The sequence below is a fragment of the Sphingomonas sp. 77B genome, assembly GCF_056497825.1.
Genome location: NZ_JBWMBY010000001.1, coordinates 2,297,249 through 2,320,689 on the forward strand (window position 1 = coordinate 2,297,249; position 23,441 = coordinate 2,320,689).

Consider the following 23,441-nt stretch of genomic DNA (forward strand, 5'->3'; position numbering starts at 1 on the left):
GAAGCGTCAGAAATCGCCCGCGAGGGTGAGGGCGGGGCCGGAATCGGGTGCGGCACGCCCCGCCACCCGCTGGCGCCAGTCGAGCGACAAGCGAACCCGGCGATCACCGACAGGCAGGGCGATGCCCAGGGTCGGGCCGACATCCAGCCGCTGCGCATCCCGCTGCGCCCCGCCCCAAATGCCCAGGCCGAGGTCGATCGCGGGTGTCAGCGATGTGCTGACCCGCGCCGCGCCGTCCGCGAAGGGCTCGACCGTCCCGCGCGCCACCATGCCGCCCTGGGCATAGGCGGTGACGGTCACACCCGGCGCAAGATTGCGTGGGCCATAGCCCGCCACGGCGAGCAGCGCCGTTCCACCCGACCCGGCATCGAGCGCGATCCGCTGTTCGACGATCAACCGGACGGGGAGGCGGCGGGCGGGCTGCCAGTCGAGCCCCACCGCCATTTCGCGCCCCGGTCCTTGCGATGGCGCGGACAGACGAAGACCCGCCGACAGATCGCCGTGCCGGTCGAGTCGGCGAAGGATTCGCACGCCCGCCTGCGTTCCGCCCAGCTGACCGCCGGGGAGCAGCGCACCCCCGCCCTGCCGGGCCACCGCCCACAGGCTGGCACTCCACCGATCGGGCGGGGCGGGCAGGGGTGGTGAGGTCGGAATGATCGGGAGGGGCAACAGAGACGGCATGCCCGCTTCGGGGATCGCCACCTGAACCGCCGGAACTGCCATGGCGGCAGCGACCGCCACGGGCGGGACGATGGCGCTGGATGGCCATAATGCCGGGCGTCGATGGAACGGAGCCATCCGCACCGGCGATGGGCGAGCGGGCGTCAAGGCTAGCGTCCGGGGCTCCGCCATCGCCATCGGGGCGACGCTTGCTACGTCCAACCCCGGCTGGGACGGCAACAGGAAGGCGACCCGGCCCATCGTCCACAGCGCCAGCGTCGCGCCCAGAAAGCGGAGCGGGCGTCCGCTCACGGCTGGACCGAGACGTCCGGGAAGACATGGCGTGTCTTGTCCCACACCACCGGCCGCCCGCGCAGGACGAGCAGATAGCGCATCATCGCGCGCGGTGCGGCGGCGAGCGCCACGAAATTGCCGACGATGAAGCGCGGCAGCGACCACAAGGCTTCCCGCGCGCCGTATGTCCGCCCGGTAAACACCATCCGCACGCTCAATCGCCACCAGAGCAGCAGGGCATTGACGGTGAACAACAGGCACAGACCCGGATCGAGCGGGGGCATCGCCACCCCCTCGGCCTCGTGCAGCACGATCGCCGCGGCATCGGCGAACAGCCCCAGATAGGCCGCCGCCAGCACCAGCATGGCGAGCGGCCCGCGCCGGTCGCGCAGCCGCCACCAGTGATCGCCCAGCGCCAGCGGCCTGGCCCAGCCGGTGCGGTCCCAGCCGATCAGCGCGATTCCCGTCATCCACCGCGCCTTTTGCCGAACCGCCGACACCAGATCGGCGGGGAAGAAGGCGCGCACCGCGACAATCCCACCCGCCTGGTCGGTCACGCGCGCGAACAGCCCCTCGCCGCCCAGTTCGGCGATGCGCAGGCCCAGCTCGTAATCCTCGGTCAGGCTGGTCGCATCGAACGGATCGCCGCCGCGCCGCTCGGCAATCTCGGCCAGCATGGCGGGCGCGATCGCACAGCCGGTGCCCGCCAGCGGCATGCCCGCGCCGATCCAGGTCCGCACAACCAGTTGTTTCCTATGGCTTTCGGCAAACTCGTCCGCATAGTGACCCGACACCAGCCGCGATCCCGGCACCACCAGCGGCAGCACGGGCAGCTGCACGACCGCGCGCCCTTCGATCAGCGTGTTGAAGACGGTCAGCTCGGCGGGATGCACGACATCTTCCGAATCGTGCAGGACGATCGCCTTGGCCGAAAAGCCTTCCACCGCCTGATCGCGCGCCAGAGCGTGCCACAAATTGTTGAGGCAATCCGCCTTGGTCGTCGGCCCCGCCCGGCCGCCGATGACCAGCCGCACGCGATCATCGATCTCCGCGACATCGGCCGCTGCGGCGATGCTGGCCGGATCATTGGGATACAGGCCGACATAGAGGCGATAATCGTCATGCTCGAACCGCCCCAGCGCGGTCGACAGCATCGCGCCGATCACCTCCGCCTCGTCCCAGGCGGGGATGAAGACGATCATGCGTCCCGGCGTCCCTGGGACGGGCAGCTGGTCAAGGCGAATTTGCCCCTTGCGACCGGCTTTCACACGCCGCGCCAGATAGAGAAGGTCGACCAGCAGGTCGTCCAGCCCGCCGATCAGCAATCCCGCACCCGCGAACAGCAACAGCTCGCGTGCGGCGATATCGATCCCCCCGATGATCCCGCCCATTCGGCAATCTCCCCTTTGCCGGGGGGCAGCTTGCCTGTCCAAAATGGCGGTTTCAACGGCGGCGATTGCCCTTTTTGGCACGATCGCGCCCGCGCCACGGATCGGTTTCGACCATATCTTTGATTTCGTGGACGAATGCAGGGCTATGGTTGCACTCCGTGCTGCGGTGCAACATATCGGGCGGCGAAAGGATATCCCCATGGCCCGGACATTTCCCCCCGGTATCGTCCATACCGCGCTGGCGGTGGGCGGCTTTGCGATCGGCACGACCGAGTTCGCCGCGATGAGCCTGGAGCCCAACATCGCGGTCGGGCTGGGCATCGATGCGCCGACGGCGGGGCATGTCATCAGCGCCTATGCGCTGGGCGTGGTGGTGGGCGCGCCGCTGCTCGCCGTGCTGTCGGCCAAGCTCGCACGGCGCACGCTGCTGATCGCGCTGATGCTGATGTTCGCGATCGGCAACGGCCTGTCGGCGATGGCGCCCGATTATCACTGGATGCTGGTCTTCCGATTCCTCAGCGGGCTGCCGCACGGCGCCTATTTCGGGATCGCGGCGCTGGTCGCGGCCTCGCTCGTCCCCGATGACCGGCGGACCATGGCGGTCGGGCGGATCATGCTGGGGCTGACGGTGGCGACCGTCATCGGCGTGCCGCTGGCGCAGATACTGGGCCAGTGGCTCAACTGGCGCTGGGTGTTCGGGGTCGTCGCCGCCCTTGCGCTGCTGACCGCGACGCTGGTCGCCATCGCCGCCCCGCATGACCGGCCGGACGAAGGCGCGACCATCCGCCGCGAGCTGGACGCGTTGAGCAAGGGCCAGGTCTGGCTGACGCTCGCCATCGGTGCGATCGGCTTTGGCGGCATGTTCGCGGTCTACACCTATCTGGCGGCGACGCTGACCGAGGTGACGGGCGCGTCGGCGGCGATGATCCCGCTGGTGCTCGCCGTGTTCGGGCTGGGCATGACGATCGGGAATATCGTCGTGCCGCGCTTCGCCGACCGAGCGCTGATGCCGACCGCCGGGGGGCTGCTGCTCTGGTCGGCGGCGATGCTGGCGCTCTATCCGCTGGCGGCGCAGAGCCTGTGGACAATCCTGCCGCTCGTCTTTGCGATCGGGCTGGGAGGGGCGCTGGGCACCGTGCTCCAGACCCGGTTGATGGACGTGGCGGGCGAGGGGCAGGGGCTGGCCGCCGCGCTCAACCATTCGGCGTTCAACACCGCGAATGCGATCGGCCCCTGGGCGGGTGGTCTGGCGATCGCGAACGGGCTGGGCTGGACCTCGACCGGCTATGTCGGCTGCGGGCTGGCGCTGGGCGGGTTTGCGATCTGGCTGATCGCGATGCGCTTCGGCGGGACTAGCGCGCCAGCGGATCGATCGAGTCGTCCGCTACTGTCGCACTGAGGCTTTTCGCCACCGCCTCGACCCGCTCCATCACGCGCAGGATGTTGCCGCGGGTCAGGGCCATCAGGTCCGTATCGCTCCACCCGCGCCGGACCAGTTCGGCCAGCACCAGCGGATAGCCATCGACGCCGGTCATGCCCTCCGGCCCGGTGCTGTTGATCCCGTCATAGTCGCCTCCGAAGCCCACCGCACCGCGTCCCGCCACGCGGGCGATATGCTCGATATGGTCGGCCACCATCGCCGCCGTCACGCGCGGGGGCGGATTGGCGGCGTCCCAGGCGATCAGCGGGGCCGGGCTGCGCGGGTCATAGACATTGGCGGGCACACCGATCGACCGGGCATAGGCGGTGCGCTTCGCGTCCCAGGCGCGCCAGTCGCTCGACAGGAAGGCGGGGTAGCAGTTCACCATCACCACGCCGCCACCGGCCCCGATCCGGCGGAGCAGCGCGTCGGGAATGTTGCGCGGCGTATCGGCCAGCGCACGGGCGTCCGAGTGCGAGGCGATGACGGGGGCTTTGCTGCTATCGAGCACCGCCGCCATCGTGGCGTCGGAGACATGCGCCACATCGACGATCATGCCGATCCGGTTCATCTCGGCCACCACCGCCCGGCCAAAGGGGCTGAGCCCATTGGCGATCGGCGCATCGGTCGATGAATCGGCCCAGGACAGGCTTCGGCCATGGGTGAGCGTCAGATAGGCGGCGCCCAGCGCCTTGTACTGACGCAGCACCGACAGTCGTCCGTCGATCTGATGCCCGCCCTCGACCCCGATCAGCGAGGCGATCCGGCCGCTGCGCGACAGGCGGCGAACATCCTCGGCGGTGCGGGCCATGGCGAATCGGTCGGGATGCGCCGCGACCAGCCGATGGACGCGGTCGATCTGCTCCAGCGTCATCTCGACCGCGCGCGAGCCGGTGACATCGGCGGGAATCCAGACCGACCAGAATTGCCCGCCGACCCCGCCGCGCTTCAGCCGCGGCAGGTCGGTCTGGAGCGGATGGGGCAGGGCGGCCGTGCCGCTTGTGAGCGCGGGCGATTCGGGGGGAAGATCCGAGTCACGCAATTCCCAGGGCAGGTCGTTATGCCCGTCGACGATCGGTGCGCGCGCCAGGACCGAATCGATTCGGCGCGAGATTGCGGGATCGGCGGCCTGGGCGAGCAGAAACGCAATCAGCATGTCGGTCGCTGCTCGAAGCGGATGAGGGTGGCGTCGACTTTATGGTCATGCGGCAGGACCAGATCGACCCGAGCGGTGGACGGGCCGACAGCGGCGTCGACGATCATCTGGGTAACGGCTGCGTCGGGGCCTTGAATCACCGCCTCGACCGAACCGTCCGCGCGATTGCGCACCCATCCGGTCAGTCCCAGCGACTCGGCGCGGGCCAGGAACCAGTAACGATACCCGACGCCCTGCACGCGCCCGGTGATGCGAAGATGACGCCCGATCATGCCCGCGACTGTCGCGCGCATGAGCGTGAAAGGGAAGGCATCAATCCTCCCCGACACGGGGAGGGGGACCGCCGCGAAGCGGTGGTGGAGGGGGGCTTCCTCGAAGGACGTCCCTCGCGGCCGCCCCCTCCGTCAGGCCTGCGGCCTGCCACCTCCCCGCGAGCGGGGAGGATCGTTGGTCAGACCTTGCTCGTCAGCTCGGGCACGACGGTGAACAGGTCGCCGACCAGGCCGATATCGGCGACCTGGAAGATCGGAGCATCCTCGTCCTTGTTGATCGCGACGATGACCTTCGAATCCTTCATCCCCGCCAGATGCTGGATCGCGCCTGAGATGCCGACCGCGACATAGACTTCGGGTGCCACGATCTTGCCGGTCTGGCCAACCTGATAGTCGTTGGGGGCATAGCCCGCATCGACCGCCGCGCGGGATGCGCCGACGGCGGCGCCCAGCTTGTCGGCGAGCGGGTCGATCAGCGCGTGGAACTGCTCCTCCGACCCCAGCGCGCGACCGCCCGAGACGATGATCTTGGCGCTGGTCAGCTCGGGACGCGCGCTCTCGGCCTTCTCCGCACCGACGAAGCGGGACTTGGCGGCATCGCCCGTAGAGGCGACCGCCTCGACCGTACCCGAGCCGCCCTCGGCTGCTGCCTTTTCGAAGGCGGTGGTGCGAACCGTCAGGACCAGCTTCTTGTCGCTGGTCTTGACCGTGGCGATCGCGTTGCCCGCATAGATCGGCCGGGTGAAGCTGTCCGGTCCCTCGACCGACAGGATGTCGCTGATCTGCATCACGTCGATGAGCGCGGCGACACGCGGGGCGATGTTCTTGCCCGTCGTCGTCGACGGCGCGAGGAACGCGTCGTGATGGCCCATCAGCTGAGCGATCAGCGGCGCGACATTCTCGGCCAGCGCATTAGCGTAGGCTGCATCGTCGGCGACATGGACCTTGCCCACGCCCGCGATTTTCGCCGCGGCCTGCGCGACGCCATCGACGCCCTGACCCGCGACGATCAGGTGCACCTCGCCCAGCTTCGACGCCGCCGTGACGGTCGCCAGCGTGGCATCCTTGACGGCCCCGCCGTCATGCTCGACCCAAACCAGCGTCTTCACTTGGCCACTCCCAGCGCTTTGAGTTTCTCGACCAGCTCGTCGACCGAGCCGACCTTGACGCCCGCCTGGCGCTTGCCGGGCTCGGCGACGTGCGTGATCGTCAGCCGGGGGGCGATGTCGACGCCGTAGTCGGCGGCGGTCTTGGTCGCCATCGGCTTGGACTTGGCCTTCATGATGTTGGGGAGAGACGCATAGCGCGGCTCGTTGAGGCGCAGGTCGGTGGTGACGATCGCAGGCAGCGTGAGGGCAACCGTCTCCAGGCCGCCATCGACCTCGCGGGTGACGTTGGCGCTCTCACCGTCGATCTCGACCTTCGACGCGAACGTGCCCTGCGCCCAGCCAAGCAGGCCTGCCAGCATCTGGCCGGTCTGGTTGTTGTCGCCGTCGATCGCCTGCTTGCCCAGGATCACGAGACCCGGCTGTTCCTCCTCGACCACCTTGGCGAGCAGCTTGGCGACGCCCAAGGGCTCGACCGGCTGGTCCGAGATGATGAGGATCGCCCGATCCGCGCCCATGGCGAGTGCGGTGCGAAGCGTGTCCGCCGCTTTCGGCTCGCCGATCGAGACGACGACCACTTCCGCAGCCGCCCCCTTCTCCTTCAGCCGGATCGCCTCTTCCACCGCGATCTCGTCGAACGGGTTCATCGACATCTTCACGTTCGCCAGATCGACGCCCGTCCCGTCCGCCTTCACGCGCGGCTTCACATTATAATCCAACACCCGCTTCACGGGCACGACGATCTTCATCGCAGGTCCTTCCCGGCTGAACAGCCTAACATGCCGCCGTCTTAAGCGGCCTTGCGAGTGCATCGCAAGCATTCAGCCCGACCAACGAGAAAGGGGCCCGGACGTTTCCGCCCGAGCCCCTTTAATCGGTCCATCAGGGCCGAAGGTGCGACTTACGCGACCTTCTGCACCTCGGCGACGATCTTCTTGGCGGCGTCACCCAGATCGTTGGCGGGGACGATGGCGAGACCCGAATTGGCGAGGATTTCCTTGCCCTTCTCGACATTCGTACCCTCGAGGCGGACGACCAGCGGAACCTGCAGGTTCACTTCCTTCGCGGCCGCGACGATGCCGTCGGCGATGATGTCGCAGCGCATAATGCCGCCGAAGATGTTGACCAGGATGCCCTTCACGGCCGGATCGCTCAGGATGATCTTGAACGCCGCGGTGACCTTCTCCTTGTTCGCGCCGCCGCCGACGTCGAGGAAGTTGGCCGGGAACATGCCGTTCAGCTTGATGATGTCCATCGTCGCCATGGCGAGGCCGGCGCCGTTGACCATGCAGCCGATGTCACCGTCGAGCTTGATGTACGCCAGGTCGTACTTCGACGCCTCCAGCTCCATCGCGTCTTCTTCGGTGGTGTCGCGCAGTTCCATCAGGTCCTTGTGACGGAACATGGCGTTGCCGTCGAAGCCGACCTTGGCGTCGAGCACCATCAGCTTGCCGTCCTCGGTGACGGCGAGCGGGTTGATCTCGATCTGCTCGGCATCGGTGCCCAGGAACGCGTCGTACAGCTTGGCGGCGACGTTCTGCGCCTGCTTGGCGAGGTCGCCGGTCAGCTCCAGCGCGGCGGCGACGGCGCGGCCGTGATGCGGCATGAAGCCGGTCGCGGTGTCGATGTCGATCGAGTGGATCTTCTCGGGCGTGTCATGCGCCACGGTTTCGATGTCCATGCCGCCCTCGGTCGAGGCGACCATCGAGACACGGCCGGTCGCGCGGTTGACGAGCAGCGCGAGGTAGAATTCCTTCGCGATGTCGACGCCGTCGGTCACGTACAGGCGGTTGACCTGCTTGCCCGCGTCGCCGGTCTGGATGGTGACCAGCGTGTTGCCCAGCATGTCGGTGGCGTGCGCACGGACTTCCTCGGCGGTCTTGGCCAAGCGGACACCGCCCTTGGCGTCGGGGCCGAGTTCCTTGAACTTGCCCTTGCCGCGGCCGCCCGCATGGATCTGCGCCTTGACGACGTAGAGCGGGCCGGGGAGCTTGGACGATGCCTCGACGGCTTCCTCGACGGTCATCGCGGCGAAGCCGGCGGGGACGGGCACGCCGAACTTGGCGAGCAATTCCTTGGCCTGATATTCGTGGATGTTCATGCGCTAGCCTTCCGCCTCTCGGGTGGTTCTAGGGAAATTGGGTGCGGCTAAAGCACAGCCGTGCGGACAAATCCACCCCGAAACGGCGTTAATGCAAATGCAATGCAAGTGCGATTTATGCGACGTCAGACCGTTCGATCCGCGCGACCGACGGAATAGGAAGCAAAATCATCGCGGATGGGTTATGGCGACTCGATGAACTGGGCTTTCGGCATTCTTCTGTTTCTCGGCACCGTGATCTTCATGGAGGGGTTCGCCTATGCCGCGCACCGCTGGATCATGCACGGGCCGGGCTGGTTCCTGCACGAAAGCCACCACCGCCCGCGCACCGGCAACTGGGAGCTGAACGACCTCTATGCGGCGATCTTCGCCGTGCCGTCCTTCGTGATGATCCTGGGCGGGGTGCAGCTGGGCTGGTGGCCGGGCTTTACCTGGATCGGCGCGGGGATCGCCGCTTACGGCGCGATCTATTTCGGCTTTCACGACATCATCGTCCATAAAAGGTTGCCGACGCGCTATCTGCCCAAGTCGGATTATATGAAGCGCATCATCCAGGCGCACCGGCTGCATCATGTGGTGGAAACCAAGGAAGGCACGGTCAGCTTCGGCTTTCTGGTCGCCCCAAAACCCGAGGACCTGAAGGCCGAGTTGAAGCGTCGTTCGCGCGCCGGGGTCCGCCGCCCCGTGGGCGTCGCCGCGGATGTTGATCGCGAACGGGCGTTGGCGGAAAAGTAACCTTCTTGTGGCTTAAGGGGAGCGTTATGGAAAAACCGGTCTTCACACCGCCATTCGAGCCGGTCCCCGGCCAGGAACTACGTCGCTCGCTGCGTCATGCGGTGCGGATGCGCGCGCATCTGCGCGACAAGGGGCAGACCCGGTTCGAGATCGACGTGGTCGACCTGTCGCCCGAGGGCTTTCGCGCCGAGACCAGCTTCACGCTGTGGCCGGGCACGATCGTCTGGTTGACCCTGCCGGGTCTTGCCCCGCTGGAGGCGGTGATCGCGTGGCGCGATCGGTTCAAATATGGCTGTGCCTTCTCGAAGCCGCTTCATCCCGCGGTGTTCGAGCATATCGTTAGCCTGGGGAATCGCTGACAATTTTAGACTGGGTGGTCGCGAGCATCTCGCCTAGGTCCAGCCCTCCCCCATCCCCTCCCGCCTGCGGGAGGGGCGTGCTTCGACCAACTGGCATACGCCTTATCTAAGCCCCTCCTCCCGGAGGGGGGAGGGGTTTGGGGTGGGGGCTCGCCGCCAGCGAAACATACGCGGCTGGCCCCGTCAAAACATCAATCAAACAGGCTCGAAACGCTCGTCTCGTCGGCGATCCGCTTGATCGCCTCGCCCAGCAGCGGAGCGATGGGCAGGTGGCGGATCTTGCCGGTGCCGCTGATCGATTCGTGGTTGCCGATCGAGTCGGTGATGACCAGCTCGCGCAGTTCCGAGCCGTCGACTCGCGCCACCGCGCCACCCGACAGCACGCCGTGGGTTACATAGGCGACGACGTCCTCGGCCCCTGCTTGGCGCAGCGCGGCGGCCGCGTTGCACAGCGTGCCCGCCGAGTCGACGATATCGTCGATCAGGATGCAGAAGCGCCCTTCGACGTCACCGATGATGTTCATCACCTCCGATTCGCCTGCACGCTCGCGACGCTTGTCGACGATGGCGAGAGGGGCGTTGTTGAGGCGCTTGGCGAGCTGGCGCGCGCGGACCACGCCGCCGACGTCGGGCGACACGACCATCAGGTTGTCGTTCTTGAAGCGCGCCAATATGTCCGCCGACATGACCGGCGCGGCATAGAGATTGTCGGTCGGGATATCGAAGAATCCCTGGATCTGCCCGGCATGCAGGTCGACCGACAGGACGCGATCGGCGCCCGCGACGGTGATGAGGTTGGCGACCAGCTTGGCCGAGATCGGCGTGCGCGGGCCGGGCTTCCGGTCCTGGCGCGCATAGCCGAAATAGGGGATGACCGCGGTGATGCGGCTGGCCGACGCACGCTTCAGCGCGTCGATCATGATGAGCAGTTCCATGAGGTTGTCGTTGACCGGATAGCCGGTCGACTGGATCACGAACACGTCCTCGCCGCGGACGTTTTCCTGAATCTCGACGAAGATTTCCTCATCGGCGAAGCGGCGCACCAGCGCCTCGGTCAGCGGCACCTCCAGATAGGAGGAGATCGCCTTCGCCAGCGGCAGGTTCGAATTGCCGGTCATCAATTTCATGGTTGTACCCCGTCCCCGCAGACAGCCCAGTGATGCTCGCCCCCTTAATCGCGCTGTCACAATAGCGCAAAGGTGATTCCCCGATTATGGCGGCGGTCATGACCGTGACCCGTTTCGCTCCTTCGCCCACCGGGCGGCTGCATGTTGGCAATATCCGCACCGCGCTGCACAACTGGATATATGCGCAAAAGGCCGGCGGGCGCTTCCTGCTGCGCATCGACGACACCGATGCCGAGCGGAGCGAGGAGCGCTATGTCGAGGCGATCCGGGCGGATTTGGCCTGGCTGGGGCTGAACCCCGATAGCGAAGTCCGTCAATCCGAGCGTTTCGCGCTGTACGAGACACGCTTTGCCGAGCTGGTCGCGAGCGGCCATGTGTACCCCGCTTATGAGAGCGCACAGGAACTCGACCTGAAGCGCAAGATTCAACTCGGGCGGGGCCTGCCGCCGGTATACGACCGCGCCGCGCTAGCCCTGACCGAGGAAGACCGCGGCAAGTTGGAGGCCGAAGGCGTCCGTCCGCACTGGCGCTTCAAGCTCGACCATGGTGCAGCGATCGAATGGGACGATGCGGTGCGCGGGCCTCAGCGCTTCGACCCCGCGACGATGAGCGATCCCGTCATCCGCCGCGCCGACGGGACATGGCTCTATATGCTCCCCTCCGTGATCGACGATATCGACATGGGCGTGACCCAGGTGGTGCGGGGCGAGGATCACGTCTCCAACACCGCGCTGCAGATTCAGATGTTCCAGGCGCTGGAGGCGGAGCTGCCGCGCTTTGCCCATGCCGCGTTGCTGACCGGCCATGAGGGCAAGTTGTCCAAGCGACTCGGCTCGTTGGGCGTCGATCACTTCCGTGGACAAGGGATCGAGCCGCAGGCGGTGCGCGCGCTCCTCGCGCGGATCGGGACCAGCGATCCGGTCGAGCCGGTCGCCGACATGGCGCCGCTGATCGCCGGGTTCGACTTTGCCCGCTTCGGCCGCGCGCCCGCGCGCTTCGACGAGGCGGAACTGGCGCAGCTGAACGCGCGAATCCTCCACCAGACGCCGTATGAGGCCGTCGCCGACCGGCTGCCGACCGGCATGGGCGCGGCGGAATGGGAGGCGGTGCGCCCGAACCTCAACACCGTCGCGGAGGCCGCCGACTGGTGGCAGGTGATCGAAGGGCCGGTCGACGCGCCCGAACCCGCCGAGGAGGACCGCGCCTATCTGGCGCAGGCGGCCGAGGTCGCAGGCCAGATCGACTGGGCGGGTGATCCCTGGCACGCGCTGACCGCCGCGTTGAAGGACGCGACCGGGCGAAAGGGCAAGACGCTGTTCCTGCCGCTGCGACTCGCGCTGACCGGCCGTGCGCAGGGGCCGGACATGGCGGCGCTTCTCCCGCTGATCGGGCACGAGCGGACGATCGCGCGGCTGAACGGCTGATTTACGCCGCCACCTTTCATTACCGCCCCGCCTCGCCCACATAGGGCCGAGCAACACGTAAAGGAGCGTCTTTTGGCCACGTTGGGAATGTCGCCCGCCGACAAGGAAGCCGTCACCGCCTTCCGCCGCGATGTCGTCGAGCCGTCGATGACCAAGCTGGTCATCCTGGACTTCTGGGCGGAATGGTGCGGGCCGTGCAAGGCGCTGGGCCCGACGCTGGAGAAGGTGGCGGAGGCCTATGCCGACAAGGGCGTCGTGCTGGCCAAGATCGACACCGACAAGAACCAGTTCATCGCCAACCAATTCCAGATCCGCTCGATCCCGACCGTCTATGCGATGTTCCAGGGCCAGCTGGTCGCCGACTTGACCAGCGCGCGCACCGAAAGCGCGCTGCGCACGATGCTCGACCAGCTGCTCAAGCAACTGCCGATCCAGTCGGAGGCGGCGGACGCGGCCGCCGAGCTGGAGCCGCTGATCGCGATGGGCGAGGAGGTGCTGGAGGCCGGTGACGCGCCCCGCGCGGTGTCGATCTTCCAGCAGCTGCTCGACATGGCGCCCGAGCATCCCGCCGTGCTGTCAGGCCATATCCGCGCACTGCTCGCCGCCGGTCAGGTCGCCGAGGCCGAGGCGGCCGCAGAGGCGCTTCCCGAGGCGCTGGCGAACGACCCCGCCATTCACCGGGCCATCGCCGCCATCGCGCTCGCCCGTTCGGCCCCTCCGGCGGCGGACTATGCGGGTCTTGCGGCCGAGGTCGCGGCCAACCCCGACGATCACGAAAAGCGCTTCGCGCTGGCCAATGCGCAGATGGGCGCGGGCGACCGCGACGGCGCGGCGGACAACCTCCTCCATATCGTTGCGGCCGATCGCGGCTGGAACGAGGATGCCGCGCGGCAGCAACTCCTCAAGCTGTTCGAGGTGGTCGGCATGACCGATCCCTGGGTCTCGCAGCAGCGGCGGCGCCTGTCCGCCATCCTGTTCGGGTAAGCGCATGGCGCGGCTCTCGATCTTTCCGCTGGCGGGCGCGATCCTCTTTCCCGGGATGCCGATGCCGCTGCACATCTTCGAGCCGCGCTACCGGGCGCTCGTCTCCGACGCGATGGCACGCGACCGACGGATCGGCATGGTCCAGCCCTCGGGCGACGGCGATACGCCCAGCCTCTACCAGATGGGCTGTGTCGGCCGCATCGCCGAGGTCGAGGCGATGGAGGATGGCCGCTACAACCTTGTGCTGGAGGGCGTATCGCTGTTCCGCATCGTCCGTGAGCTGGAGGTGACGACGCCGTTCCGCCAGGTCGAGGCCGAATTGCTGCCGGTGATCGACGAGGATCTGCTGTCGCTCGGCCGCCGCGCCTCGCTGGAGCAGGAATCGCGGCGCTTCGCCGACTTGCAGGGCTATGCGGTCGACTGGGATGCGGTCGGGCGGCTGGACGACGAGAGCCTGGTCAACGGCATCGCCCAGATCGCGCCGTTCGACGTGGCGGCCAAGCAGGCGCTGCTGGAGGCACCCGACCTGGAACAGCGCGCCGAACTCATCATCCAGCTGATGCAGTTTTTCGGTCGCCATGACGGCGAGGATCGGGTGACGTTGCAATGAGTCTGGACCCGTGGCTGCTCGAACGCCTGGTCTGCCCGGTGACGCGGACCCCGTTGCGCTATGACGAGGCTGCGCAAGAGCTGGTGTCGCAGGCGGCCGGGCTGGCCTATCCGATTCGCGACGGCGTGCCGGTGATGCTGGTCGAGGAAGCGCGCGAACTTTAAATCCTCCCCGCTCGCGGGGAGGGGGACCATGCGCAGCATGGTGGAGGGGCGTGCCGCAAAGGACGTCCTGTACAGAAGCCCCCCTCCGTCAGGCCTGCGGCCTGCCACCTCCCCGTGCCGGGGAGGATCAGATGAGCCTTCCGACCAACGCCACCAACACGATGACCAGCGCCGCGACGCTGGAATAGAAGGTGAGGGCAAAGCCGAACGCCCGCGCGGCCGCGCCGTGCGCGTAGTTTGCCCAGAACAAGGTCCGCCCGACCGAAAACAGCGCGGCGAGCAAGGGGATCATCGCCCCCGACCCTTCCACCACCCAGGCGAGCGCCAGATAGGCCGGGATTGCCAGCACCACCTGCTCCAGCGTGTTCCGGAGTACCGCGTTCGCGATGGCGACTCGCGGCGAATCGGCACTACCGCTCGCCGCCGCGTCGATGTCGGCGGGCGAGGCGAAGCGCAGTGTTGCGACATGGCCGATTGCCGCCGCCAGCCACAGGGCGGCCACCGTCGACGCGGCCACCGCGCGCAAGACCCGGTCGGTGGGGGATAGCGTGTGTCCGACGCTCCAGCCGAGCAGGAGCGTGAACATTACGATCGCCAACGCGGCGATCATGCCTCGTATGACGCCGGTCTGGCGGCTGTCGCGAATGGGGGGACGGGTGGAGCGCGTGGGATGATGAGGCCCAGGGATCATGGCAGCGGAAACGCCGGACAGGGCTTTGGGGATCCGCAAATTGTCATCGTGTGCGTGTCGCCTGGGGCTTCCCCTCCCCCATCCCCTCCCGCCTGCGGGAGGGGAGCGCTTCTTGGCTGGCCCTATGCGCGCCTCATGTCACGCCCCTCCCGCAGGCGGGAGGGGGTGGGGGAGGGCAGGTACTCTTCGGACCAGCCTCTCCGACTTACACCATGACGCCTTGCAGCAACCGGGGCAGCTGCCCCGTTTCACCGCGCGCCTCCGCCATGAAGCGGTTCTTCAGCGGCGGGATATGATCGATCGCGGTGATGCCCAGCCGCCGGATCGCGCTGGCGGTCTTGCCGGGCACGCTGAAGATGCGGTTGAAGCTGTCGGTCGCGACCGACACCATCAGCGTGTCGAGCCCGCGCCACTGCTGATAACGCTGGAGGAGCGCAGCATCGCCCAGGTCCAGGCCGGTGCGCTTGCCCTCGACCAGCACCTCGACCAGCGCGGCGACGTCGCGATAGCCCAGGTTTACGCCCTGGCCCGCGATCGGATGGATGCCATGCGCCGAGTCGCCGACCAGCACCAGCCGCTCGCCCGTCATCGTCGCGGCGCGGTGGAAGCCCAGCGGATAGGCCGAGCGTGGCGAGGCGTGGGACAGCTTGCCCAGGAACCCGCCCATGCTCTTCTCCACCTCGGCCAGGAAGGCGCGGTCGGACAGTTTGAGCATCGCATCGCCGTCACGCCCCGACACCGACCAGACGATCGCCGAGCGATGCCCGATCTCGTCATCGGGCAGGGGCAGGAGGGCGAAGGGGCCGGTGGGATAGAAGATCTCGAACGCGATATTCTCGTGGCTCGCCTCGTGGTGGAAGGCGCTGATGATCGCCTTGTGGTCATAGGACCAGCGCGCGACCTTGATTCCCGCCGCGTCGCGGGTCGGCGACTGGCGGCCTTCGGCGGCGACCAGCAGGGGCGCACGGACGGTGCTGCCGTCGCTTAAGGTCGCGGTGACGCCCGCGGGGCCACGTTCGACATGCGTCGCGCGGGTCTGCATGCGCAGGTCGACCAGTTCGGCCTCGTTCGCCGTCTCATGAATCGCGCGGCGCAGCAGCTTGTTCTCGAACATCGTGCCCAGCGCGCCGTCATCGGCGTCGGGGATGAAATCGAGCTTGCCCGGCTCCAGCCCGTCGCTGACCCGGATATGCCGGATCTCGCAGCCCTTGCCCGCCAGCTTCGCACCGATTCCGATCGCGTCGAGCATCCGCCAGCTGGCCGAAGCGACGGCCGAGGCGCGTCCGTCGAAGCCGGGGGCCAGGACCACCGCCGGATCGGCGGGATCGATGATGATCGAGGAAAGGCCGTGCGCGGCCAGACCGACGCCCAGGGTCGCGCCGACCAGACCGCCGCCGAGGATGATGACATCGCTATCCATGGGAATGCTCCTAGCCCTTCGCAGGCTGCCTAACAATGCGGGGATCACCCCCTCGCGCCTTGACGTAGCAACTGTCAGGGGCGATGAATTTTCCCATATTTTCGGACATTCCTGAAGGACACGATCCATGGCCAGCCGCGCGCAGCCGGTTTTATGGCGCGAGACGGTGAAGGCGGGGGCGGTGCGCAGCGGTGCGCTGGTCGCCGCGCTCATCCTGTTTGCCGTGACGCTGATGCTGGTATTGGCGCTCGCCAGCTACCGGGCGAGCGATCCGGCGCTCAACACCGCCTCGGGCGCGGCCCCGGCCAACTGGATGGGGCATCCCGGCGCATGGATCGCGGATATTGCGTTGACCCTGTTCGGACCCGCCGTCGCGCTGATCCTTCCCGTCGGGCCGATCATCGCGACCCGGCTGTGGCGTGATCGTCCGGCGGGCCGCTGGGTGAAGATGCTGCGCCAGGCGGTGCTCGGCGTCGCGCTGATGGCCTGTGCCCTATCCTTCGTGTCCGACTCGGCGGTGCTCGCGCTGCCCGCCGGATGGGGCGGCGTGATCGGGCTGTCGGTGGCGGGGCTGGTCCGCTGGGCGCTGGAATTTTCGGGGCAGGCGGCGGTCGTCACCTGGGGATCGGTGGCGATCGGACTGGCCTTCGGGCTGGGCGGTGCGCTGATCTGGGGCCGCAGCCTGGAACTCGACATCGCCGAGCGGGGCCTGGCGCGGCTGCGTCGCCGTCGTGCGGTGAGCGAGGATGGCGAGGGGCTGCCCTGGGACGACGAGGACGAGGCGCTCTACGTCGAAGACGAGGACGAAGAGCCGCTGACCTTGGCGCGCAAGGCGGTGCCGGTGCGTGAGGATCGCCCCGCGCCGGTCATCGCCGACCGCCAGATCGCGCCCGCCCCCGCCAAACCGAAGACCGCCGCCGACCGCGACGCACCCTATCAGCTGCCCGGCCTCGATCTGCTGACGCCCGCGCCACCCTCGCCCGCCGGGCAGATCGACAAGGCCGCGCTGGAGCGCAATGCGCGCCTGCTGGAGAATGTCCTCGACGATTTCCGCGTCCAGGGCTCGATCGTCGAGGTGCGCCCCGGCCCGGTCGTGACCATGTACGAACTGGAGCCCGCGCCGGGCATCAAGGCCAATCGCGTCATCGCGCTGGCCGACGATATCGCGCGCAACATGTCGGCCATCTCGGCGCGCGTCGCGGTGATTCCGGGGCGCAACGTCATCGGCATCGAACTGCCCAATCCCAAGCGCGAGATGGTGTCGCTTCACGAACTCGTTGCGTCGCAGAGCTTCGCCGATCAGGCCGCGCAGCTCCCCATCATCCTGGGCAAGAATATCGCGGGCGACTCGGTGGTCGCCGACCTTGCGCCCATGCCCCATCTGCTGGTCGCGGGTACGACGGGTTCGGGCAAGTCGGTGGGCCTCAACGGCATGATCCTGTCGCTGCTCTACCGGCTGACGCCCGAGCAGTGCCGGATGATTATGATCGACCCCAAGATGCTGGAACTGTCGATGTATGACGACATTCCGCATCTCCTCTCGCCGGTCGTCACCGATCCGGCCAAGGCGGTTCGCGCGCTGAAATGGGCGGTCGAGACGATGGAGGACCGCTATCGCCAAATGTCCTCAGTCGGCGTGCGCAGTCTCGCCAGCTTTAACGACAAGGTGAGGGCGGCCAAGGCGAAGGGCCAGCCCCTGGGGCGGAAGGTCCAGACCGGCTATCACCCCGAGACCGGCCAGCCGGTCTATGAGGAGGAAAAGCTCGAATACGAACCGCTGCCGCAGATCGTCGTGATCGTCGACGAGCTGGCCGACCTGATGATGACGGCGGGCAAGGAGGTCGAATTCCTGATCCAGCGGCTGGCGCAAAAGGCGCGTGCGGCGGGCATCCACCTCATCATGGCGACGCAGCGGCCGTCGGTCGACGTCATCACCGGCGTCATCAAGGCGAACCTGCCGACGCGCATCAGCTTCCACGTCACCTCGAAGATCGACTCGCGCACCATCCTGGGTGAGCAGGGGGCCGAACAGCTGCTGGGGCGTGGCGACATGCTCTACATGCCCGGCGGGAAGGGGATCGTGCGCGTCCACGGCCCCTTCGTCTCGGATGACGAGGTGCACCGCGTCGCCGATCACTGGCGCGCGCAGGGACAGCCCGACTATATCTCCTCGGTCACCGAGGAACCAGCCGAAAGCTTTGCGCTCGACGGCGCGCCGACCGGCGAGGATTCGGCCGAGGATCAGCAGTACCGCGCCGCGATCCAGCTGGTGTGCGAGAGCCAGAAGGCCTCGACCTCCTGGCTCCAGCGGCAGTTGCGGATCGGCTACAATTCGGCGGCTAGGCTGATCGAGCGGATGGAAACCGACGGCATCGTCGGCCGCCCGGACCATGTCGGACGGCGCGAGGTGCTGCGCGATACCGAGGGGCATCCGATTTAAGGGCGAGCGTCGGGCTTGGCCTTCGACTGCGCTCAGGCCGAACGGAGGTTGGGAGAGGACCGATACCCTAGACCGTGATGACGTTGCGTCGAGCCAAGGAGAGCCCCTCCCCTGAAGGGGAGGGGTGAGTTCATCTCATGTCATCATGCTCTAAGCTCCGTTCGCACTGAGCGAAGTCAAAGTGCACGTTCCGCGCTATGCCACCAGGGCCATTTCCTCGGCTTCCAGGAAACGCGCGGCGATCAGCCTGCCGCCGGTTTCAGCGTCGCCGAATCGATATGCCAGCGCAGCTGGTCCGCACTCGCCCCCGGCACGTCGTTGACCCGTCGCACCACATATTGCCCGACGAAGCGCTGCTGCCGCCCATTGTCGAGCTGCGCGTCGACCGTCACCGGCACGGTCGCATAGACCGAGCCCGCCGCCCCCTCGCTGGGCGCCATCCGGCCGATCGTCACGCTGGTCGCGCGGGTATGGGAAAAGCCCTTCTGGAAATCGGCAAAGCGTTGGCCCGGGCGACCGTCTTGGCCCCACTGGATCCAGGCGGTGCTATAGTCATGCGCGTTGATCGCCGCATAATAGCGCCGGACGACATCGGCCGCCGCCGCGTCGCTCTTGGGATCGACCTCGCAGCCGGGCGTCCCGGCCGCGTCGTCGCCCATCAGCGCGCAGGACCGGGCGATCTCGTCCTCGATCATCGCGCAGCTATTGACCGCGTTGCACGGCGGATGAGTGGCGGGCGAGACCGAGGTGCAGATCTTCACCAGCTTCCGCGCCGCCGCATCGCCGCGATCGGCCGAGCAGGACAGGATGGAGACGGGTTCGCTCCGGCCGCCGGTCTTGGCGGGCGCGGGCGAGGGGCTGGCAACCGGCGTCGAAGTCGGTGCGGCCGCTACCGCGTTGCGCTCCGGCTCGGGCTCGCTGCTTGCACCGCCACCACAGGCGGCGAGCGGCAGTAAAAGTGTACCTGCCAGCCAGTGGGGTAGGCGCGGGGCGGAACGAATCACGGCAAGGCCTCCGACAAAATCCATGTCCGTCAACGCGTGGCCGCGGCGCCCGGCTCCTCGCTTCATCGCAAGGCGGCGGCGTCAGAATCTGATCCAGTGGAACTGGATCAGTGCGGCACCGGCCCGCTCCCCTATATGCAGCGGCGTCAGCGCGACAGCGCGATCAGCTGCGCCACGCTCTGCGTCTGGGTCTTCAGGAACACGGCGGCGCGGTGATCCTCAATCGTCTTGGGCGACAGGCCGAGCAGCCCGGCCATCGCCTTGTTGCCATGGCCCTGCACCATCAGGTCGAACACCTGCCGTTCGCGCGGCGACAGGTCGCCCAGCCGCCGCGCCGCCGCACGCCGCTCCATCGACCAGGCAACGCCTTCGCGCAGCGACGCGCACAGGCGGGCCTCATCGATCGGCTTGTCGAGATAATCGATCCCGCCGTGCAGCCGAACCGAGTCGACCGCGTGCGCCGCGCTCGGCCAGGCGGTCATGAACAGGATCGCGACATGCGGGTCGAGCGCACGCAGACGCTCGGCAAAGGCGAAACCATGCCACTCGCCCATCATCACATCGGTGACGACGGCATGGGCGGTGCGGTCGGGATAGGCGGCCAGTAAGGCGGCGGGATCATCGAACGCCTGGGTCACGAAGCCCTGCCGCGCCAGCATCCGCGCCACCGCCGCGCCCAGATCGGCATCGTCGTCCAGTACGTGGACCATGGCAGGGGATTCGGTCATGGGCATCAGCGGGGCAAGGGAGCGAACGGGCATCAACGCGACTCGATCAGGGGAAGCGAAAGCGCGGCATGGACCATGCCGTCCGCGCCATGCGTACGGATCAACGTGCCGCCATGCGCCTCGACGATGGCCCGCGCGACATGGGTGCCGATGCCCATGCCGTCGCGTACCACCGGGGGGACGGGGGCGCGGTTGACGACATGGATGACGACCTGCGCCGTGTTGGCGGTGACGTCGACCAGGACGGGATCGGGCATGGCGTCGCCCTGCGCCGCCTGCACGGCGTTGCGGACCAAGTTCATCACCGCCTGCGCCAGCTCGACCTCCTGCGCCATCACCTGCCAGGCCGGATCGACCGGCGCGATGGACAGGGCGACGCCCGCCTCGCGCGCCTCCGCTTTCGCCAGCGTCGCCACCATGTCCATCAGCGCGGTCAGCGCCAGCGGCTGCGGCGCGCCCTCGGCATGGCCACCGAACCGGCGCAGGCGGCGGATCAGCGTCGCGAGATGCTCCGCCTTGCGATCGATCAGGGCCGCACCGTCCGCGATCTCGTCCCCGCGCCCGGCGGTCAGCCGGTGCAGGTGGCGCGCCTCGATCGCCAGGGTGGACAGCGGCTGGCTGACCTCATGGATCACCGCCACCGACATGGCGCGCAGCGTCTTGAGCCGTTCCGCTTGGAACAGCAGCCGGTCGCGCCGCTCCAGCATGGCCCGCGCGGTCGTCTGTGCATCGGCGAAGCTGCCCGCCAGATAACCCGCGACGACGATGGTCGCGAGCGCCAGATGCCGTTGCAACCGCTCGGGCGTGTCCATCGCCCCCGCCGTATCGGGCAGGACACGCAGCACCACGACGAGCAGCGCGCCCCAGGCGGCGGCGCGCCCGAAGCGCAACCCGATCCACGCCACCGCGACCAGCACCGGCGCGGGCTGCATCCCCAGCCCGGCGCGCGCGAGCAGCTCGGCCAGCCCGATGCCGAGGCCCAACACGCCCGCCGTCTCGATTCCGGCTAGGATCGAAGGCAGTGGCCAGCGCCAGCGCGCCCGGCCCGCCACCGCATCGGCGATCCACAAGAGCGGTGGCGCGATGAACAGCGTGCCGAGCAGATCACCGACCGCAAAGGCGGCAAGCGACACGACGATTTCGCGCGGGCCGGTCACGCCGGTCAGTTCGGGGCTGGTCAGCGCCTGCGGCACCGCGCTGAGCGTCGCGACCAGCGGGGCGAGCACCAGCGCCAGGCCCAATGGCATCGGCGCGGTCAAAAGCGCGGCCCCCCGCCGCTCCGCCAACCAGCCGATCGCGGCGATCGTCGCGCCGTACGCCAGCACCGGGCGCGCGATACCCCAGACGGCGACCGTCCAGGGAACGCCCGCCAGCACGGCCGGGGTCAGGGTGACGTCGACCGCGATCTCGACCAGCGCGATCGCCGGGGTCAGCCGCGCCCCCCGCCGCCATAGCAGTGCCAGCCGGAGCCCGGCCGCCGGAAACCAGAGCGAATAAAAGCCGCTGCCGCCCCAATAGGCTGCCAGCCGGTGCATGGCGGCGAACCCCACCGCATAAAGCGCCAGCGCCAGCCAATCCCCCTGGTCGGGCAGGAAGACACCGAGGGAAAACCGGCCGGGCCTCGCGGGCTCGGCCGGTCGGGGTGCCAGAGGGGTGCTAAGCGACGCCGACATCACAATAATCTTTGTACCGCGTGACCGCGGGGCGGCATCCGGGAATTTCCCGGATGGACAGCGATTCAGATGGTCGGCGCGGCGGCGGCTGGTGCGGTCTGCGGCGCGGCCTGGGCGGTGGTCGCCTCCGGCGTATCGGCGGGCGGGGTGCCCGGGACCGGGGTCGTCACGATCGGTGCAGGCGGGGGAGCGGGTGGGGTGACGAGCGCGGCATTCTCGATCAGGTCGAGCGCCTGGCGCGCGCGGACATAGCGCAGCGCCGCCTGTTGCCAGGCCTGCGCGGCGGCGGCACCGGGCAGGCGCGCCACCTCGGCCCGTGCGAGGTCCACCTGTCCGCCGTCGAGCAGGCGGCGGACCCGCGCCAGCCGCTCGCTGGGATTGGTCGAGGGGGCGGTCGCCTCACGAATCACGATCAGGCGACCGAGTTCCTGGCGAAGCCCTTCCCACCAGCCATTCTGGTCGTTGACGACCAGTTCGGGCGCCAGCGTGTCGAGCCCCTGGCGCAGCGTCTCCAGCGTGACCGGCTGACGCGCGGTGGCGATCAGGACGGCGACGGCGCGCGGTTCGCTGGTGCCGAAGCGGGTGCGAAGCTGCTCTTCCAGATAACCGAGCGGCTGGCCGCGATCGACCGCGCGACGCGCGGCGGCGGCGACCAAGATCGATTCGGCGCGGCCCGCCTGCGCACCGGCTGCCGTGGCATCGTTGGACAGCGTGGCAGCGCGCGTCTCCAGCGCGGCGAGCTGCGCGGCCAATTGCGCCTCGCGCGTGGCCAACGCCATGGGATCGGTGCGCGGCGCTTCCTTCACGGTGCCGCCGGTGCCGCCGGGCTTGGCGGTGACGGCCTGCGTCGCGGTGCCATTGGTGTTGAACCAGGACAGGTTGCGCATGGCATAGGCCATCAGCAGGATGCCCGCGACGAAGGCGATCACGACCAGCGCGACGATCGCGCCCTTTCGGGGGCCGCGCGTCGGCGGTCGGTCGGAAGGCGCGAAATTGTTCATGCCCCGCTTATCCCCGTGGCGGCGGCTCCGGTCAACGCCCGCGCGGCGGCGACCATGGCATCGTCGCGTGGGCCCTCGGCGATGACGACCGCGCGCCAGCCCAGACCTGCCGCCGCCGCAGTCCTGCCGCTGATCGCGACCAGCGCGACGGCGGCGCGGGACATGCCTGCCTGATCCACCAGTTCGGCCAGCCGCGCGGCGGCGCGGGCGGAGTGGAGCAGCACGATCTGCCCCGCCAGTGCGGCGATCGCATCCGGCGCGACGGCCACGGCATCGGCAGCATAGACGATGCGGGTCATCGCCCCCGTCTCCACCCGGTCGCGGCCCGCCAGATGAAGCAGCCGCGTATAGCCCTGCGTCCGGGCTTGGGCGACGACCGACGCGGCGTCCTGCGTGCCGGTCAGCACCACCGACAGCCCGGCCTCCCGTGCGGCGGCGGCCGTGGCGGGGCCGACCGCGATCACGGGCTTATGACGCAGCGGATCGAGCGCCGATCCTGCCAGTCGCACCCCCTGTGCGCTGGTGAAGAGCAGCGCATCGAACGTGTCGGGTTCGGGCGGCGTCCATTCGACCGCATGCGCCGCGAACAACGGCAGCGACATGGCGTCCAGCCCCGCCTCGCGCAGGGCGGCGATCGTCGCGGCGTGGCCGGGCTCTGGCCGGACGACGACGACGGCCATG

The 23,441-nt window shown here is 68.3% G+C and carries 23 protein-coding genes; 8 read left to right on the forward strand and 15 right to left on the reverse strand.

Features of this window, described 5'->3' with window-relative positions; all coding sequences use genetic code 11:
- Nucleotides 1-6: 6 nt before the first annotated feature.
- A complete protein-coding gene (locus AC1GI4_RS10830; RefSeq protein WP_479629500.1) occupies nt 7-972 on the reverse strand; it encodes a hypothetical protein in 966 nt (321 codons plus the stop codon).
- Nucleotides 969-2,345 (reverse strand): glycosyl transferase family protein, encoded by a 1,377-nt coding sequence (locus tag AC1GI4_RS10835; protein WP_479629501.1) that lies wholly within the window; start codon nt 2,343-2,345, stop codon nt 969-971. The genes AC1GI4_RS10830 and AC1GI4_RS10835 overlap by 4 nt, the downstream gene beginning before the upstream one ends.
- A 199-nt stretch (nt 2,346-2,544) precedes the next feature.
- On the opposite strand from AC1GI4_RS10835, the gene AC1GI4_RS10840 reads away from it, so the two are divergent.
- Nucleotides 2,545-3,744, forward strand: a complete 1,200-nt coding sequence (locus tag AC1GI4_RS10840) for an MFS transporter (protein WP_479629502.1) — start codon at nt 2,545-2,547, stop codon at nt 3,742-3,744.
- Here AC1GI4_RS10840 and AC1GI4_RS10845 read toward each other — a convergent pair.
- The 5 genes from AC1GI4_RS10845 to sucC form a co-directional block, all read right to left on the reverse strand.
- On the reverse strand, nt 3,698-4,921 hold the full coding sequence (locus AC1GI4_RS10845) for a dipeptidase (RefSeq protein WP_479629503.1): 1,224 nt from the start codon (nt 4,919-4,921) through the stop codon (nt 3,698-3,700). The genes AC1GI4_RS10840 and AC1GI4_RS10845 overlap by 47 nt on opposite strands.
- Nucleotides 4,915-5,214 (reverse strand): acylphosphatase, encoded by a 300-nt coding sequence (locus tag AC1GI4_RS10850; RefSeq protein WP_479629504.1) that lies wholly within the window; start codon nt 5,212-5,214, stop codon nt 4,915-4,917. Before AC1GI4_RS10850 ends, AC1GI4_RS10845 begins: the two co-directional genes overlap by 7 nt.
- Before the next feature lie 158 nt (nt 5,215-5,372).
- Nucleotides 5,373-6,302: an electron transfer flavoprotein subunit alpha/FixB family protein gene (locus AC1GI4_RS10855; protein WP_479629505.1), complete on the reverse strand. Its 930-nt coding sequence runs from the start codon at nt 6,300-6,302 to the stop codon at nt 5,373-5,375.
- Nucleotides 6,299-7,048 carry an electron transfer flavoprotein subunit beta/FixA family protein gene (locus AC1GI4_RS10860; RefSeq protein WP_479629506.1) on the reverse strand — a complete coding sequence of 250 codons (750 nt, stop codon included), beginning with the start codon at nt 7,046-7,048 and terminating at the stop codon, nt 6,299-6,301. Before AC1GI4_RS10860 ends, AC1GI4_RS10855 begins: the two co-directional genes overlap by 4 nt.
- Before the next feature lie 152 nt (nt 7,049-7,200).
- Nucleotides 7,201-8,400 carry an ADP-forming succinate--CoA ligase subunit beta gene (sucC, locus tag AC1GI4_RS10865; RefSeq protein WP_294275154.1) on the reverse strand — a complete coding sequence of 400 codons (1,200 nt, stop codon included), beginning with the start codon at nt 8,398-8,400 and terminating at the stop codon, nt 7,201-7,203.
- A 195-nt stretch (nt 8,401-8,595) separates the two neighbouring features.
- Between sucC and AC1GI4_RS10870 the strand changes: the two genes are divergently transcribed.
- Nucleotides 8,596-9,135, forward strand: coding sequence for a sterol desaturase family protein (locus AC1GI4_RS10870; RefSeq protein ID WP_294275153.1), 540 nt, complete (start codon nt 8,596-8,598; stop codon nt 9,133-9,135).
- Between the two features lie 26 nt (nt 9,136-9,161).
- The gene (locus AC1GI4_RS10875) at nt 9,162-9,494 is read left to right on the forward strand and encodes a PilZ domain-containing protein (RefSeq protein ID WP_294275152.1); all 333 of its coding nucleotides are present in this window, start codon (nt 9,162-9,164) and stop codon (nt 9,492-9,494) included.
- A gap of 191 nt (nt 9,495-9,685) precedes the next feature.
- Here AC1GI4_RS10875 and AC1GI4_RS10880 read toward each other — a convergent pair whose 3' ends face one another.
- A complete protein-coding gene (locus AC1GI4_RS10880) occupies nt 9,686-10,621 on the reverse strand; it encodes a ribose-phosphate pyrophosphokinase (protein WP_058744857.1) in 936 nt (311 codons plus the stop codon).
- Nucleotides 10,622-10,719: 98 nt separating this feature from the next.
- Between AC1GI4_RS10880 and gltX the strand changes: the two genes are divergently transcribed.
- The 4 genes from gltX to AC1GI4_RS10900 all read left to right on the forward strand — a co-directional run bounded on the left by gltX (nt 10,720) and on the right by AC1GI4_RS10900 (nt 13,803).
- A complete protein-coding gene (gene gltX / locus AC1GI4_RS10885; protein ID WP_479629507.1) occupies nt 10,720-12,045 on the forward strand; it encodes a glutamate--tRNA ligase in 1,326 nt (441 codons plus the stop codon).
- 87 nt (nt 12,046-12,132) lie between these two features.
- Nucleotides 12,133-13,029: a tetratricopeptide repeat protein gene (locus tag AC1GI4_RS10890; RefSeq protein ID WP_479630392.1), complete on the forward strand. Its 897-nt coding sequence runs from the start codon at nt 12,133-12,135 to the stop codon at nt 13,027-13,029.
- A 4-nt stretch (nt 13,030-13,033) separates the two neighbouring features.
- Entirely contained in the window at nt 13,034-13,639 is a 606-nt protein-coding gene (locus AC1GI4_RS10895; protein ID WP_294275150.1) for an LON peptidase substrate-binding domain-containing protein, read from the forward strand.
- The gene (locus AC1GI4_RS10900) at nt 13,636-13,803 is read left to right on the forward strand and encodes a Trm112 family protein (protein WP_479629508.1); all 168 of its coding nucleotides are present in this window, start codon (nt 13,636-13,638) and stop codon (nt 13,801-13,803) included. Before AC1GI4_RS10895 ends, AC1GI4_RS10900 begins: the two co-directional genes overlap by 4 nt.
- 127 nt (nt 13,804-13,930) lie before the next feature.
- Here AC1GI4_RS10900 and AC1GI4_RS10905 read toward each other — a convergent pair whose 3' ends face one another.
- Together AC1GI4_RS10905 and AC1GI4_RS10910 are read right to left on the reverse strand one after the other, a co-directional pair.
- Nucleotides 13,931-14,413 carry an MAPEG family protein gene (locus AC1GI4_RS10905; protein WP_479629509.1) on the reverse strand — a complete coding sequence of 161 codons (483 nt, stop codon included), beginning with the start codon at nt 14,411-14,413 and terminating at the stop codon, nt 13,931-13,933.
- Between the two features lie 286 nt (nt 14,414-14,699).
- Nucleotides 14,700-15,914 (reverse strand): UbiH/UbiF/VisC/COQ6 family ubiquinone biosynthesis hydroxylase, encoded by a 1,215-nt coding sequence (locus AC1GI4_RS10910; protein ID WP_479629510.1) that lies wholly within the window; start codon nt 15,912-15,914, stop codon nt 14,700-14,702.
- Between the two features lie 127 nt (nt 15,915-16,041).
- On the opposite strand from AC1GI4_RS10910, the gene AC1GI4_RS10915 reads away from it, so the two are divergent.
- Nucleotides 16,042-18,354 carry a DNA translocase FtsK gene (locus tag AC1GI4_RS10915; RefSeq protein WP_479629511.1) on the forward strand — a complete coding sequence of 771 codons (2,313 nt, stop codon included), beginning with the start codon at nt 16,042-16,044 and terminating at the stop codon, nt 18,352-18,354.
- A gap of 242 nt (nt 18,355-18,596) precedes the next feature.
- Here the strand turns inward: AC1GI4_RS10915 and AC1GI4_RS10920 are convergent, their stop codons facing one another.
- The 5 genes from AC1GI4_RS10920 to AC1GI4_RS10940 all read right to left on the reverse strand — a co-directional run bounded on the left by AC1GI4_RS10920 (nt 18,597) and on the right by AC1GI4_RS10940 (nt 23,440).
- The gene (locus tag AC1GI4_RS10920) at nt 18,597-19,358 is read right to left on the reverse strand and encodes a hypothetical protein (RefSeq protein WP_479629512.1); all 762 of its coding nucleotides are present in this window, start codon (nt 19,356-19,358) and stop codon (nt 18,597-18,599) included.
- 146 nt (nt 19,359-19,504) lie between these two features.
- Nucleotides 19,505-20,086 carry a response regulator transcription factor gene (locus tag AC1GI4_RS10925; RefSeq protein ID WP_294269561.1) on the reverse strand — a complete coding sequence of 194 codons (582 nt, stop codon included), beginning with the start codon at nt 20,084-20,086 and terminating at the stop codon, nt 19,505-19,507.
- A 32-nt stretch (nt 20,087-20,118) separates the two neighbouring features.
- Nucleotides 20,119-21,759, reverse strand: a complete 1,641-nt coding sequence (locus AC1GI4_RS10930) for a sensor histidine kinase (RefSeq protein WP_479629513.1) — start codon at nt 21,757-21,759, stop codon at nt 20,119-20,121.
- Between the two features lie 65 nt (nt 21,760-21,824).
- Entirely contained in the window at nt 21,825-22,760 is a 936-nt protein-coding gene (locus AC1GI4_RS10935) for a hypothetical protein (protein ID WP_479629514.1), read from the reverse strand.
- Nucleotides 22,757-23,440, reverse strand: a complete 684-nt coding sequence (locus tag AC1GI4_RS10940) for a uroporphyrinogen-III synthase (RefSeq protein WP_294269570.1) — start codon at nt 23,438-23,440, stop codon at nt 22,757-22,759. Before AC1GI4_RS10940 ends, AC1GI4_RS10935 begins: the two co-directional genes overlap by 4 nt.
- Nucleotide 23,441: the final 1 nt, after the last annotated feature.